The organism is Plesiomonas sp. PI-19, from assembly GCF_021368255.1.
Taxonomy (GTDB): Bacteria; Pseudomonadota; Gammaproteobacteria; order Enterobacterales; family CAMTGL01; genus Plesiomonas; species Plesiomonas shigelloides.
The window spans coordinates 2,984,908-2,999,319 of record NZ_JAJNMQ010000001.1; the positions used below are offsets into that span (position 1 = coordinate 2,984,908).

Annotated in this window: 13 protein-coding genes; 6 read left to right on the forward strand and 7 right to left on the reverse strand. The window is 54.8% G+C overall.

Going from position 1 to position 14,412, the window contains the following annotated elements:
* Positions 1-183 precede the first annotated feature (183 nt).
* The 4 genes from dsbA to LQ901_RS13260 form a co-directional block, all read right to left on the reverse strand.
* Positions 184-807 carry a thiol:disulfide interchange protein DsbA gene (dsbA, locus tag LQ901_RS13245; RefSeq protein WP_152135439.1) on the reverse strand — a complete coding sequence of 208 codons (624 nt, stop codon included), beginning with the start codon at positions 805-807 and terminating at the stop codon, positions 184-186.
* A gap of 124 nt (positions 808-931) precedes the next feature.
* Positions 932-1,924, reverse strand: coding sequence for a serine/threonine protein kinase (locus LQ901_RS13250; protein WP_152135440.1), 993 nt, complete (start codon positions 1,922-1,924; stop codon positions 932-934).
* Positions 1,925-2,089: 165 nt separating this feature from the next.
* Positions 2,090-3,529 carry a cytochrome c oxidase accessory protein CcoG gene (ccoG, locus tag LQ901_RS13255; RefSeq protein ID WP_064977051.1) on the reverse strand — a complete coding sequence of 480 codons (1,440 nt, stop codon included), beginning with the start codon at positions 3,527-3,529 and terminating at the stop codon, positions 2,090-2,092.
* A gap of 312 nt (positions 3,530-3,841) precedes the next feature.
* A complete protein-coding gene (locus LQ901_RS13260) occupies positions 3,842-4,111 on the reverse strand; it encodes a YihD family protein (RefSeq protein ID WP_010862924.1) in 270 nt (89 codons plus the stop codon).
* 236 nt (positions 4,112-4,347) lie between these two features.
* On the opposite strand from LQ901_RS13260, the gene mobA reads away from it, so the two are divergent.
* The 3 genes from mobA (at position 4,348) to LQ901_RS13275 (ending at position 6,260) form a co-directional block, all read left to right on the forward strand.
* The gene (mobA, locus tag LQ901_RS13265) at positions 4,348-4,938 is read left to right on the forward strand and encodes a molybdenum cofactor guanylyltransferase MobA (protein ID WP_064977050.1); all 591 of its coding nucleotides are present in this window, start codon (positions 4,348-4,350) and stop codon (positions 4,936-4,938) included.
* Positions 4,935-5,462, forward strand: coding sequence for a molybdopterin-guanine dinucleotide biosynthesis protein MobB (gene mobB, locus LQ901_RS13270; RefSeq protein ID WP_010862926.1), 528 nt, complete (start codon positions 4,935-4,937; stop codon positions 5,460-5,462). The genes mobA and mobB overlap by 4 nt, the downstream gene beginning before the upstream one ends.
* Before the next feature lie 111 nt (positions 5,463-5,573).
* Entirely contained in the window at positions 5,574-6,260 is a 687-nt protein-coding gene (locus LQ901_RS13275) for a FadR/GntR family transcriptional regulator (protein WP_010862927.1), read from the forward strand.
* A gap of 132 nt (positions 6,261-6,392) precedes the next feature.
* Here LQ901_RS13275 and fabV read toward each other — a convergent pair whose 3' ends face one another.
* The gene (fabV, locus tag LQ901_RS13280) at positions 6,393-7,553 is read right to left on the reverse strand and encodes an enoyl-ACP reductase FabV (protein ID WP_064977049.1); all 1,161 of its coding nucleotides are present in this window, start codon (positions 7,551-7,553) and stop codon (positions 6,393-6,395) included.
* 283 nt (positions 7,554-7,836) lie between these two features.
* Between fabV and yegD the strand changes: the two genes are divergently transcribed.
* Together yegD and mdtD are read left to right on the forward strand one after the other, a co-directional pair.
* Complete coding sequence (yegD, locus tag LQ901_RS13285; protein WP_064977048.1) at positions 7,837-9,192, forward strand: molecular chaperone; 1,356 nt, start codon at positions 7,837-7,839, stop codon at positions 9,190-9,192.
* 337 nt (positions 9,193-9,529) lie between these two features.
* On the forward strand, positions 9,530-10,936 hold the full coding sequence (mdtD, locus tag LQ901_RS13290; RefSeq protein ID WP_047707378.1) for a multidrug transporter subunit MdtD: 1,407 nt from the start codon (positions 9,530-9,532) through the stop codon (positions 10,934-10,936).
* Positions 10,937-10,956: 20 nt separating this feature from the next.
* Here mdtD and LQ901_RS13295 read toward each other — a convergent pair whose 3' ends face one another.
* Positions 10,957-11,559, reverse strand: a complete 603-nt coding sequence (locus tag LQ901_RS13295) for a short chain dehydrogenase (RefSeq protein WP_064977047.1) — start codon at positions 11,557-11,559, stop codon at positions 10,957-10,959.
* Between the two features lie 103 nt (positions 11,560-11,662).
* Here LQ901_RS13295 and LQ901_RS13300 point away from each other — a divergent pair, with 103 nt between their 5' ends.
* Positions 11,663-12,562: a LysR family transcriptional regulator gene (locus LQ901_RS13300; RefSeq protein WP_233672317.1), complete on the forward strand. Its 900-nt coding sequence runs from the start codon at positions 11,663-11,665 to the stop codon at positions 12,560-12,562.
* A gap of 125 nt (positions 12,563-12,687) precedes the next feature.
* Here the strand turns inward: LQ901_RS13300 and bcsG are convergent, their stop codons facing one another.
* On the reverse strand, positions 12,688-14,385 hold the full coding sequence (bcsG, locus tag LQ901_RS13305; protein ID WP_010862933.1) for a cellulose biosynthesis protein BcsG: 1,698 nt from the start codon (positions 14,383-14,385) through the stop codon (positions 12,688-12,690).
* Positions 14,386-14,412: the final 27 nt, after the last annotated feature.

Sequence of the window (14,412 nt, forward strand, 5' to 3'; positions counted from 1 at the left end):
TTCATCTTCATTATTTACACTCCCACAACAAAGGATATGAATCACGGAAAGTACTTTACGGGGGCGGACTGGCGCCAGCAAGGGCGAGATAAGAAAAGTTATGTAAAGAAAAACGCGCCCACCACGAGTGCTGGACGCGCTTTACGATTGTGCTCGGTTACCACGGCAACCAGACGCTCAAACTTACTTTTGTAGCAGCAGGAATTTAACTAACGCGCCGTACTGCTGCACAAATTGATCATTGTTTTTCGCGTCAAAACCGCGAGGTTCGATGCGGAATTTGCCGTTAATGTAGATAGATGGCACGCCTTCTACTTGGAAGTCCTGCGCTGCTTTGGCCTGCTGCGCGACAAACGAGCTCACCATGAAGCTGCTCAGCGCGGCATCATACTCATCACCTTTCACACCGATTTTTTCAAACGCGGCGCGGATATCGGCTGGCGTTTTGATGCTACGGGTTTTCTGGATCCCTTCAAACAGCACCGGTGCTACTTTCTGCTCCACACCCAACACATTGGCCACCGCCCACGCTTGGCTCAGGTCTTTACCCAATGGGCCCAGAAAATCAACGTGGTATTGCTTGAACTGGCCATCTGTCGGCATTTCAGAGCGGATCATCTGCGGAATATGGAACGTATTTTCAAACGCAAAACACGCTGGGCAGTAGAAGGAGAAAAACTCAATGGCTTCCGGTCTGGCAGTAGCCGGACGCTCCAAAGCCACATACTGTTTACCCTCAGTAAACTCGGCGGCAGCCACTTGAGTCGCCAGCAACAATCCCGCTAACGTCAGCCAAATCTTCTTCATTTCCACATCCTTTAAAATAAACAATAAAAACACGCTGATGGTGCTAGGCAGACCCACACGGGTTGCCACCCACGCCTCTCTCTAAACCCAAACGATGCCGGTTGAAGCGCGCAAGAAACGCGCCTTAATACATTGGCATCAATTGCAATGGCGGTTCGCGCAACGCGGCGATCTGCTCTTTACAGGCCAAGATCTGCTGCTCCCAATAACGCGGCTCAGCAAACCATGGAAAGCTGCGCGGAAATGCTGGGTCTTCCCAGCGCCGAGCCAGCCACGCCATGTAATGCACCATCCTCAGACCACGCAAAGGCTCGATCAGTTGCAATTCCCGCGCAGTAAAATCACAAAATTCGCCATAACTTTCCAGCAGAATATCCAGCTGCATCAAACGCTCATGCCGCTCACCGTTAAGCAACATCCATAAATCCTGCACCGCTGGGCCATTGCGCGCGTCATCCAAATCGACAAACAGCGGGCCATCGCGCCACAAAATATTGCCCGGATGACAATCACCGTGCAGGCGCAGTGGCTGCCAATCGCTATACCAGTGCTGCTCGATTTCGTTGATCAGCATATTCAGATCGGCAAAGAACACCGGACGTAATTCGGCCGGAATAAAATCGGATTGTTGTAAAAAATCGCGCGGCTGATACAGGTATTCATCCAGCCCCAGCGTCGGCCGGGCGTTAAACAGCTGCTTTTGCCCCTGCTGGTGCAGACGGCCCATAAAGCGCCCCACCCACTCCAGCTGCTCCAGATTGTCCACTTCATACTGGCGTCCGCCGACACTCGGGAATACCGCAAACCAAAAACCCTCGTGCTGATGCAGGGTATCGCCTTGCAGGGTCAGTGGCGCTACCACCGGGATCTCGGCGGCGGCCAGCTCACAGGCAAACGCATGCTCTTCGCGGATCTGCGCCGCACTCCAGCGCTGTGGACGATAAAATTTCACCACGTACCGGCGCCGGTCTTCATCCAGTAACTGGTACACGCGGTTTTCATAGCTGTTAAGAGCCAACAAACCGGAATCGACACGGATCCCGACCGCCTCTAGGGCATCCATAATCAGATCGGGAGAGAGTGTTTGAAAAGCAAATGCGCTGCTGTGCTCAGTCATGGTCGGCCTGTACCATCATCATCAAGTAGAGCACAGCATAGCAGAATCAGCCGGCGCAGCGCAGGCGGCAACATTCATTGATCAATTGCCAATTGCGCCTATCCCGCGCTGCCCTGCTATAAGACGCGGCACTTCACACCAGTTAAGTGCTATTGAGTACCCAAATTAACGCTCGCTAAAAAAGCGACTCTCCGCACTCACTGCGGCGCCGTTGCCGTTGACGGCAGTAGCACTAAAGCGGATCGGCTGCACCGCAGATAACGCCGCGCCTTCAGGTACGGCCAACGTCAGCGGAATGGTATCCACCTCACCAGGCGCCACTTGCACTTTCTGTGGCCCCAACCACTGCACATCAGTCGGCAGCCCTTGCACCGCTAACTGGTACGTCACCGGTTGCTGGGTTTTATTTTGCAGCTTGAGGATAAAGGTATTTTCAATCGCGCCTTCGTTGTTAATGCGATACAGCTGATTACGATCGCGCAGCACCTCTAAATTGGCCGGTTGTAAGCGCAGTAAATTGGCACTAAAGAGCCCGATCATCACCACCAGTACCAACCCATAGCCCAGCAGTTTCGGTCGCAGTAAGCGGGTTTTGTGGCCGGCCAGCTTGTGCTCGGTGGTATAGCTGATTAGTCCCGGTGCATAGCCCATCTGCTGCATGGTTTGATCGCAGGCATCGATACACGCCCCGCAGTTGATGCACTCATACTGCAAGCCTTGGCGAATATCGATGCCGGTCGGGCATACCTGCACGCACAGATCGCAATCGATACAGGCGCCTAGGCCTAAGCTCGCCGGATCAACTTTGCGCCGCCGCGGCCCACGCGGCTCTCCGCGCGCGCTGTCGTAGGCCACGATAAAGGTATCGCGATCGAACATCGCTGATTGAAAACGGGCGTACGGGCACATGTGCGTACACATGATAGAACGCATCCAACCGGCATTGGCGTAAGTGCAGGCGGTAAAAAACAGCACCCAAAAGACCGTCCACCCGCCAGAGGCGGCGCGGAAAAATTCGCTGTACAGTGCTTTCGCTGGCACAAAGTAGCTGACAAACGCCAATGCCGTCAGCAGGGAAAACCCCAGCCAGCACAGATGCGTGGCGGTTTTACGCAGAATTTTATTGGCGCTACGCGGGGCTTTATCCAATGCTCGACGCTGGTTGGCAGTGCCTTCAAAACGCTCTTCAAACCAGATAAAAATGAACGTCCACACCGTTTGCGGGCACAAATACCCGCACCAGACGCGGCCTAAAAAGGTGGTAATAAAAAACAGGGCAAAAGCGGCAATGATCAGTAACCAAGCCAGCAAGGTGAGATCTTGTGGAAACAAGGTGGTGGCAAAAAAGTGAAACTGTTGCTGCTCCACATCCAGCAAAATCGCTTGTCGCCCTTGGTAAGGTAACCACGGCAGCAGGAAAAACAGCAGCATCAACACCCAACCACCGTAACGACGTAGACGCTGATAAGTTCCGCTGACGGCGCGAACATACAGGCGCTGACTCGGGTCAAAATACTTCAACCCAGAAGGACTGTCCGAGGTGTTAATATCCGTGTTGACATTCTTGACCGGAATGGTCGATTTTTGCTGCGGATCTGGCTGCATTCCCGCTCTCCCTCGCTTGCTCCGCCACCGGCTGGCTAGGCGCAGATGCTTCCCTCGTTCGGCTGGGTTCCGCCTGAATCGATACCTGCGCTAATACTCCACAAATTCGCGCCCAGTATAACGCAGCTGCGCCCCACATAACGCAACTTTTTATTATCACTTTGCTTACATCAAGGCAAAAAGGGCTACCGAGACGCACTCATCACCAGCAAACCATATTTTGGCCATAAAAAAACGCCACGCGCTATACGTGACGTTTTGCATTGATTTGCGTTACGCTAACCCACGGCCAAGCGGGGCGCTCGCCTGCGATCAGTCTTTGATGATCCCACGTGCACGCAGCAGCGCGGTTTTGAAGTCATCTTCGTAATCTTTGGCCAGACCTGGGATTGGCGCGGCTTTATCGGCCTCACGCATTTTCAGGTGATAGATCAACACATCATCGGTCAGATCGTTGAAATCACCGGTAAAACCCGCTTCCTGCGCCAGTTTTTGTAAAAAGGCAATCAGGTTCAGATCGGGCTCTTTTTGCCAGGCCGGATGCAGCAGTTCAATCAATTCATTTACGCGATGGCATTTCATTGCAGGTTTACCTTCTGTTTTCCCGCACCCTGGGGTGCCGTATGTGCATTATTATCCCTGAAAAATAGCAGGGTTTACCGTCACAGCACAAGATCTGGGGCTAAAATGCAACTTTCTGCAGTGAAACTGCCGCTATATGCAGCTAAAGATAATGCAATTATTATGTATCTGAATATTTCAATTCTGGAAAGCAGCGCTAAAATGAAGCCGGAATTCAGCGAGCAAAGAAGGTGGCAGTGAACACAGTGATTAGCGGTGCCATTCTGGCCGGAGGCCGAGCTACACGCATGGACGGCGACGATAAGGGATTACGTCAGGTCGCCGGTCATCCTTTATACTGGTATGCCGTGCAACGCCTGCAACCGCAGGTCAGCAGCCTACACATTATCGCCAATCGCAATTTGCATAGTTATGCAGAAAGTGGTTTTCCTGTTTATCCCGATAGCACCCCTGATTTTCCTGGCCCCTTGGCCGGTATGCTCACCGCCTTACAACACTGTACGACAGAGTATGTGGTCTGTGTGCCCTGTGATAGCCCACTTTTGCCACGCGATCTGGTCGCGCGCTTCGCCCAGCAGATAGGGGATGCCAGTTGTGCCATTGCCCACGATGGTGAGCGAGCACATCCGGTGTTTGCGCTGTTACACCAGCGCTTGCTGCCGGCTATCAGTGCCAGTTTGCAACAAGGTGAGCGCCGGTTGATGGCCTTCTTCCAGCAGCAACATGCGGTAACAGTTGACTTTTCCGATCAGGCGGCGGCTTTCGTTAACGTAAATACGCCCTATAATTGTATGATGATAGAGTCTGAATTGGAGAAGTTGGAATGACGTTGCCGATCTTGGGAATTGTGGGTTACAGCGGCAGCGGGAAAACCACCTTGCTCAAAGCGCTGCTGCCTCTGCTACGCCAACAGGGGATCCGTCCAGCACTCATCAAGCACACCCACCACGATGTGGATGTCGACACCCCCGGCAAAGACAGCTTCGAGCTGCGTAAAGCCGGTGCGGAACAAACCATTGTGGTGTGCGATCAACGCTGGGCTTTGATGACCGAAACGCCGCCCGAGCGCGAGCCCGCGGCCAGTTTGGACTTTCTGTGCCGTCAGTTAGACCCCACGCGCACCGATCTGGTGTTGGTCGAAGGCTTTAAACACGAACCGATCCCCAAAATCGCTCTTTACCGACAGGAGGTAAACCGTCCGCTGGCCAGTTTGCTGGATGCGCAGGTGATTGCGCTCGGCTCTGATGAGCCACAGCCGGTCTCGGTACCGCAACTGGATCTGAATCAGCCACAGCAGTTTGTCGATTTTATCGCCCGCTGGCTGTTACAAAATAAGCACTCCATTTCATAGTATTTCGCACTATTTCATAATGTTTCATCCTACTAATATAGATAAAATTACCGTCGAACAATGGGCCGGCGGCTCTTATAACAACACCACCGCATTCGGTTGGGAGGACAAATGAATCACCACCATCAAAAAGCGGCCCAGCGTAATCTGTCATATCAGTTGGCAGAAAGTATCGGACGTCAGATTTTGGCAGGTCAAATCGCCCCCGGCGCAATTTTGCCGGGCGAAATGGAATTAGGTGAAATGTACGGGGTAAGCCGTACCGCAGTCCGTGAGGCTGTGAAAATGCTGGCCGCAAAAGGCATGTTGTTACCACGCCCGCGGATCGGAACCCGGGTCATGCCTCGTCGTAACTGGAACTTCCTGGATCAGGATCTCCTGACCTGGTGGGCAGAGCAGGACGACAAGCAAAAATTGGTCGACGACTTTCAGCTACTGCGGATTATGCTGGAGCCAAAAGCGGCAGCGATGGCCGCGCAATATGCGTCACCGGAAGACCGTCATCAGCTCTCGTTGCTGATGGGCGAAATGCGCGCGCTGGACGAGTGCTTTGATAAAGATCGTTGGATTGAAGTGGATACCCAATTCCACCAGATGATCTATTTTGCCAGTGGCAACCCGTTCCTGACGCCGTTCGGTAACCTGTTCAAAGCAGTATTCCAGGTTTATTTCCGTACCGTGACCCGTGACTCGGTGGTCAAACTGGAGCGTCATCAGGCCATTATCGATGCCATTTTGCGTTCGGATCCCGATGCAGCCTCCGCGGCGGTTACCGCGCTGATCGAGCACGACGAATAAGTAAAACGCTGCCGCACTACTCTGGTTAGTGCGCACGTTTTGTATCGCGTTTTTGCACCGTATAGATGATGCGCTACCGAACCAAGTGTCGACTTGGGGGTAGCGCACCAATCTTCAGCTTAGCTCGCGCAGTTAAGCACCTTCGTCAGAATAATCTACCCCCGCGATGCCAAATCCATTCATCGCCAAAAATTCCTGTTTTACGCCCTGATAATCGCCGTACTGCATGAAATTATCGGGATTTAACAAGGCTAAACGCGCATCGACCGCCTGCTGTACAGGCTCAGCCAACTCCCAGTCATCGAGGCGAATCAGCTGGTCACTGTCGGTATGTACCTGCTCGGCAAATAGTTGGCTGTGACATAAGCGCTGCATTTGATCCAAACAATCCTCATGCACGCCTTGCTCTTTCATCACCGCATACAGGGCCATCAAATACGGCGCCATCCCCGGGATAAAGATACTGGCTTTGGTGACCAAGGCTTTCGCTACGACCACCCACGCGCCGCCATCCAGCGTTTGTAATTGGGCATTAATCTGCTGCGCCCGCTGATGCAAATCCGCTTTCGCCTGCCCTAAGGTGCCATCACGGTATAACGGCCATGTACTGGCTGGGCCAATATAGGAAAAGGCCACGCTACGTGCGCCGGGGGCCAACACGCCAGCCTCTTGCAACGCCGTCATCCACTGCTGCCAATCCTCACCGCCCATCACGGTCACGGTATCCGCCATCTCTTGGCTGCTGGCCGGCTCAAGAGTTACCGGTTGCAGTTTATCGGTCGCCAGATCCAGCTGATAGCCTTGATAAGGCGCGCCCGCCGGTTTGATGGCCGAACGCACTTTACGCCCATCTACCGTGCGCTGACCGGCGGCCAAGCTGTACACCACCAGATCCACCTGACCAAAATCACGCCGGATAGTCTCAATCACCGTCTGCCGACTGGCCGGCGCAAATGCATCCAGCATCAACGTCTCACCCGGCAAACCTTGCTCAGCAGCCAACTCGGCAAACGCGGCACTTAAATGCCAACCGGCCGAGCCGCTGTACTGCCCCGATGGCCCACGCTCATAAGCCACGCCTAAGGTGCGCGCGGCATATTCTTGCAGCAACACCGTGCGCAGTGCTAAACCGTAACCCGATGATGCGCCCAGCACTAACACACGCGGGCCAGCCGATAAGGCCGAGTTTGAGTTCGGAGCCGTACAGCGGGCGGCCCAACTGCGCAAAAACGCAGCACACCCGGCCGGATGGCTGTTACGGGCAATCACGCCCTGAATGCTTGGTTCGATCATGTTGCCTCTCTTTGCCGCAGCGTCACGTCACGCAGGGGCACTCTTGCCCTCGTGCGCAGCACGACGCATCGTTGATGCCGATGGCATTGCTACTGATGACTACGTTAATGTGGCTCCTGATGAACGGCTCACCCAACACCGTATGCCTAGCGTTAGCAATAGCATGTTCTGCTGCTTTTTTCACCTCAAGGGCGCACGCTTGGTTAGGCGCAAGCACCTTGGCGTACGCGGCAAAGTGCGCTACAGTCTGCCCCCTTTTTTCCCGCTGTCAGGAGTAGGCTAGATGTATATCGGATTTGACTATGGTACCGCCAACTGTTCCATGGGGTATATGACCGAGCACGGCCCACGGCTACTGACACTGGAAAATGACTCGCCTTATTTGCCGTCGATGCTGTGCGCGCCGAGTCGCGAAGCGGTCAGTGAGTATCTGTACCGCCACTGGCAAGTGCCGGCAGATGGCCCGGCCAGCACCCAATTGCTGCGCTCGGCCATCAGCAGTAATCGCGAAGAAGATATTCAGGTTACGCCGGGTTGCTTAAGCTTTGGTCAGCAGGCGCTGAGCCAATACATGCGCGAGCCAGACGAAGTCTATTTCGTAAAATCCCCCAAATCGTTTCTCGGTGCCAACGGCTTAAAACCGCTACAAGTGGCGCTGTTTGAGGATTTGGTGTGCGCCATGATGTATCACATCCGCCAGCAAGCCGAGCAACAGCTACAGCAATCGCTGACCGAGGTGGTGATTGGCCGACCGGTAAACTTCCAAGGCACCGGTGGCGAGCAAGCCAACCAGCAAGCGGAAGGGATTTTGCTGCGCGCCGCGCGCCGCGCCGGTTGGCAGCGGGTCGAGTTTCAGTTTGAACCGGTCGCCGCCGGACTGGACTTTGAAGCCACCTTACAGCACGAACAGCGCGTGCTGGTGGCGGATATCGGCGGCGGAACCACCGACTGCTCACTGCTGCTGATGGGGCCGCAGTGGCATCCACGCGCCGATCGCCAGCAAAGCCTGCTCGGTCACAGCGGTTGCCGCATTGGCGGTAACGATCTGGATATCGCCTTGGCCTTTCATCGCCTGATGCCGCATCTGGGGCTGGGAGGCAACTTAAGTAACGGTATTGCCTTGCCGACCTTACCGTTCTGGAACGCCATCGCCATCAACAATGTGCCCGCACAGGCCGACTTTTATGGCAGTGCCAACGGTCAGGTGCTGCGTAATTTGCTGCATGATGCCGCCGAGCCGGCGGTATTCGAGCGTCTGCTCAAAGTTTATCGTCAGCGTCTCGGTTACCGTCTGGTGCGCTGCGCCGAAGAGAGCAAAATTGCACTGTCGCAGCAAGCAAGCTGTCAGGCTAACTTAGACTTTATCGCTCCAGCGCTCGCCTGCGAACTGCAGGTGAGCGATCTGGAAGAGGCCATCAGCCAACCGCTGCAAAAAATCAGCGAGCTGGTCCATGAAGCGTTAACCTGCGGCGGCGGTATGCCGGATGTGGTGTATTTAACCGGAGGCAGCGCTCGCTCGCCACTGCTGCGCGCGTTGTTGCAACAGCAGTTACCGGGCATCCCGCTGGTCAGTGGTGATGATTTTGGCTCGGTCACCGCCGGTCTTACCCGTTGGGCCAATATTCTGTTTCGCGGCTAACATATACCCAAACAACGAGAAGTTGCAGGTAGGCGGCAAGTGAGTGAATCCCATGAACATAGGCAAACTATGTGATTGGGGTGAACGAACGTAGCCAACACCGCTGCAGCTTCAAGTAGGAAGGTATACACACTTCGCACTGAATATGCTGACTGCGTGATTCGCACGCTGGTTACCGCTTAACGCGGGATAACCGGTGTGCTGACAGGATCGCGCACCGACATTCCTCAAGTGGCAGAAAATGCCAACTTTCCCTGCAAAGCACATTCGCCCTTTCTCTTTTGACCAAAATCCGGTCTAATTCTGCTGTTAAGCAGTGGAAGAATGAGGATTCGGCATGACAGCCCCCAGAAGTATGGCAGGATTACCGTGGATTGCGGCAATGGCGCTTTTCATGCAGACGCTCGACGCCACTATCCTCAACACCGCCCTGCCCGCCATGGCGGCCAGCTTGCAGCGCTCACCGATTGCCATGCAATCGGCCATCATCAGTTATACCCTGACCGTGGCTCTGCTGATCCCACTCAGTGGCTGGATGGCCGATCGCTTCGGCACCAAACGGGTATTCCAAATTGCAGTGGTGCTGTTCACGCTGGGTTCATTAAGCTGCGCCATGTCAGCCAATCTCAGCATGCTGATCGCCTCACGAATTTTCCAAGGGATCGGCGGCGCCATGATGATGCCAGTCGCGCGTTTAGCGCTGATCCGCGCCTACCCACGCGATCAACTGCTACCGGTGCTCAATTTTGTCACCATGCCGGGGCTCATCGGCCCGGTGCTCGGCCCACTGCTCGGCGGCTGGCTGGTCACCTACACCTCGTGGCACTGGATTTTCCTGATTAACCTGCCGATAGGTCTGGTCGGCTTATGGTATGCCAACCGCCACATGCCGAATGTCACCATGCAAACGCATCGCATGGACTGGCGCGGCTTTTTACTGTTTGGTCTGGGGCTAGTGCTGATCACGTTGGGATTAGAGATGCTGGGTGAGCGCAGCCATGCACGCTGGCAAGCCTACCTGACCAGCGCCACGGGGCTGCTGCTGCTGCTCGGCTATATTGGCCATGCTAAACGCTACGCTACGCCACTGATTGATTTGAAGCTGTTCCGGATCCGCACCTTTAGTATCGGGATTTGCGGTAACCTGTTTTCCCGTCTCGGCACTGGCGGGATCCCCTTTTTGCTGCCCCTGATGCTGCAAGTCAGCCTCGGTTACAGCGCCGAAGTCTCCGGTTGGATGATGGCGCCGATTGCGCTGGCCGCTATCTTGTCCAAGCCGTTTATCACCCGTTTGCTGCGCCGGTTTAGTTACCGCCGCACGCTGCTGCTCAGCACCTTGCTGATTGCCGCTTGTATCGCCGCACTCTCGTTCTATCATGAACATCACGCGCTGTGGCTATTGATGCCGGTGCTGTTCCTGTTCGGGATGCTGATGTCAGTACAACTGACTTCGATGAATACCTTGGCGCTGAGTAATCTGTCCGATCAGAACGCCAGTAGCGGCAACGCCGTTCTCAGCGTGGCGCAGCAACTGGCCATCAGTTTCGGTATTGCCAGTGGCGCGTCTATCCTCTCGTTATTTAAAGACAGCGGTCTGTCACTGCAATCGGCCTTCCACCACACCTATCTGACGGTGGCGCTGATCACCTTGCTGTCTGGCTTGGTCTTCTTACTGCTGAAAAAAGACGACGGTGCCAATATGCACCGTCGCCAAGAGCCGGTCATTAACGTGATGGAAGAGTAAACGCTTCGTTCAGCACAGAGTTACTCCACCCGAAAAATCTGGCCGTTTTGAATGCCGGCCAAGGCTTTGTAATACGCCTTGGCCACGCGCGCCGCATCCACCGCCTCAAAGCCAGGGAAGAAGGCGCCATATTGCGCCAACGACTCGGTCACCACGCTCGGGCTAACAGCATTAATCCGGATCCGGCGCGGCATTTCACAGGCGGCCGCCCGCACAAAATGCTCCACCGCACCATTGACCACACTCGCGCTGATCCCACCGGCAATCGGCTCCGAGCTTAAAATGCCGCTGATCAGCGTAATTGAGCCCCCTTCATTGAGCCACGGCAGCGCCGCCTGCGTCAGGTGAATTTGGCCAAGTAATTTACTGTTCAAGCCGACCTGCCACTCGGCCGTACTCATGGCGCTTAAGCTATTAAACGCCACCGCGCCACTGGCCACCACCAAGGCATCAAAGTGACCGACCCTCGCAAACAACTGCGCAATACTGTCCGCATCGGTCATATCCACCGTCCACTCGCCGCCTTGATGGCGCACGCCGATCACCTCATGCTGCTGTTGCAGCAATAATTGCTGTACTGCACGGCCGATGGTGCCACTGGCGCCAATAATCACTACCTTCATATTCACTCCCGCCTCCACAATGGGTGTCCTTTCAGTCTAGACCGCTGCCCATAAAGAAAAAGCGACTACAATGAACGCATTGTTTCCCTAGGAGCACCAATAGATGGATCTGACCCATCTGCAAAGTTTTTATCGCGTGGTACAGGCCGGTGGATTTTCGGCTGCCGCCGAGAGTTATGACTGCAGTAAAGGGATGCTAAGCCGGCATGTCAGCGCCCTCGAGCGTGCACTGCAGACACGTTTGCTGCAGCGCACAACACGTCGCCAGCATCTCACCGAGGCCGGACATCAGCTATACCAACAGGCCGAGCAGATTTTTGCCGATTTACGTGCGGCCGAGCAGGAGATCACGGCACTGACGCAGGAAGAGAGCGGCCATTTACGTTTTACCTGCCCAGCCAGCCTGGGCGATCAGTTGATTGGACCGGTCATGCAAGCATTTACCACGCGCTGTCCGCAGGTCACGGTGGCACTGAATTTTACTAACCGACCGTTAGACCTAATCGCCGAAGAACACGACATCGCGCTACGCGCGACCCCTTCGCCGCCAGCGAACCTCAGTGCGCGCTTACTTGGGCACTTACGCGATGTGGTCGTGGTCAGCCCGCGCTGGCTCACGCGTTATGGCCGACCGGCCAGCCCACAGCAACTGCCGCCCGAGCACTGTTTCTTACAAGGTGATAATCCTGCTTGGGAGCAATGGCATTTTCGCCAAGGTGCACAGGCGGTGAGCCTGACGTTGAACGGCCGTTTACGCGCCAATCAGTACAGCAGTTTGCTGCAATTGGCGATGGCCGATGTCGGGATCGCTAAATGTCCGCTCCTGATTGCCGCGCCAGCTCTACAACGTGGCGAGCTGGTCACTCTACTCGATGATTGGCAGACCAGTGTACATCCGCTGTATTTACTGCATGTGGCGCAGCCCAATGTGCCGCGAAAAATTCAGATTTTCAGCGAAATTCTGCAGCAATGGTTTCAGGCTCACCCGCAATATTTGCTCTAAGCGCTAGCGCTGCCGAAACGCAGAGGAAAGATAAACAAACGCCCGTGTGTTCTGCCACTTTCTGGTGGAAAAACACACGGGCGTCTTATTAAACCCGAGTTGACCCCTAGCAGAAACCAATGAGCTTAACGGCTCGGTTGCTGCGGATAGAGGGTCCAGGTTTTGCGATCCAACGTCAGGTACTCTTTGCCCTGATAACGCAACATCACACTGCCTTCGTTCGCAGCCACCACAGGCACCGTCTGCGGCAATGCTTGCACCAAAGCACGCACATCCACGTTGTCCTGACTGAACGCTTGGCCATTGGCTAAATCAGCCACCAGCTGCGAAATGGCCAGATAACTGGAGGGCTGCGTCACGTGCATCGGCGATTGGCTGACGCGCGATTTGGCATTCACTAACTTAACCCCGACAGGGACATGCACAATCGATGGGCTCGGGATTTCCCGCATTCCCGATATCTGCATCAGATCACCGGTCAAGGCGGCACCATGCTCAGGCACAATCACCACCATCACCGGTCGACCGGATTGCTCCAGCTTCTGGATAAAGGCTTGCAGATCATCAAACAGACGGGTCAGGTTCTGCTTATAGTCGGCGCGGCTGGTTTGGCCGCGGTTATCGATGGTGCGATTGCCATCGTGCAAGGTGATGGTGTTGTAATACAGCACCTCGCGCGGTTTATCTGACTGCAGACGCTGCTGCCACCAGTTATCCAACACCGTCAAATCGCGATAGATTGGTGACCCATCAAATGAAGTCATCACCGGCGACATATTGGTCAAGGACATAGGCTCCGTCGCCAATCCACCAAATTTCCGCGCTTCGGCAACAAAATCACCAAAATGCCCATCATGGTTCATCGCCCAAGCTTCGCTAAACCCAATTTTCTGCAGATTATCAAACAGGTAACAACGTGGATCAGCCTGCGCGAACAGATCAGCATTGGTCTGCTGACCACAGCTAGCGCGCAGCAAACGGATCATCGCTGGCCCACTGTAGGTCGAGGCGGAGTTGAACTCATCAAACACCACATCCATCGATTGCCATAATGGATGCTCCATCAACCCAACCGCCTGCATATCTGACCAACTCAGCGAGCAGATATTCAAGATCAACACATCAAACGGCGCTTGAAGCGCCTCTGCAGCAGGGAAATTGGTGAACAGTTGGCTTTGCTGCTGGTAAAACTCACTCAGCGTGCGATTAAGTACCTCATCACTCGGCGGGGCGCCTGTGGCCGCCAGCGCCTGCTCGGCACTGCGGATATCACTATCGGCGCGATTCACCGCTTTATCGACACCGCGGCTAACCTGCTCCGCCTGTGCTTGCAGTTGCGGTTTTTCAACGCTCCACCACGGCTGCAAATACGGCCACAGGGTTAGTACCGCCAAAGTGCTAAAGATCAGCAGCGAAAAACGGATGAACTGACTTAAAAACAGGTAGACCACCAGCAGCGTCAAGCCTCCGGCCAGCCAGTTCCAGTTAATAAACCGCCCGGCCAGCTCCAGCATATAATCGGTCGAGAACGACTCTACCGCCGACGATTGTGCCAATAAGCGGTTAAAGGGCGGCAACCACGAATCGTAATAGAACAGCGCCACCGCAAACGGTAAGGCCAGTAACTGACGCCCACGATGCAGCCACAGCGGTGCCACAGGGAACAATAACCATGCCGCCAGCGCCAAGTTGTACAGCGGATGAAAGTTGATCAAGCCCTGCCAGAACAGCACCAGCTTGGTAATAAAGTAGAAATTCCATAATCCGAGCCCGCGCCAATGTCGCAGCGCTGGGGGTAACGGAGAGAGAGTCACATCGCTCATGGTCATCCCTTGATAATCACGGTGAGC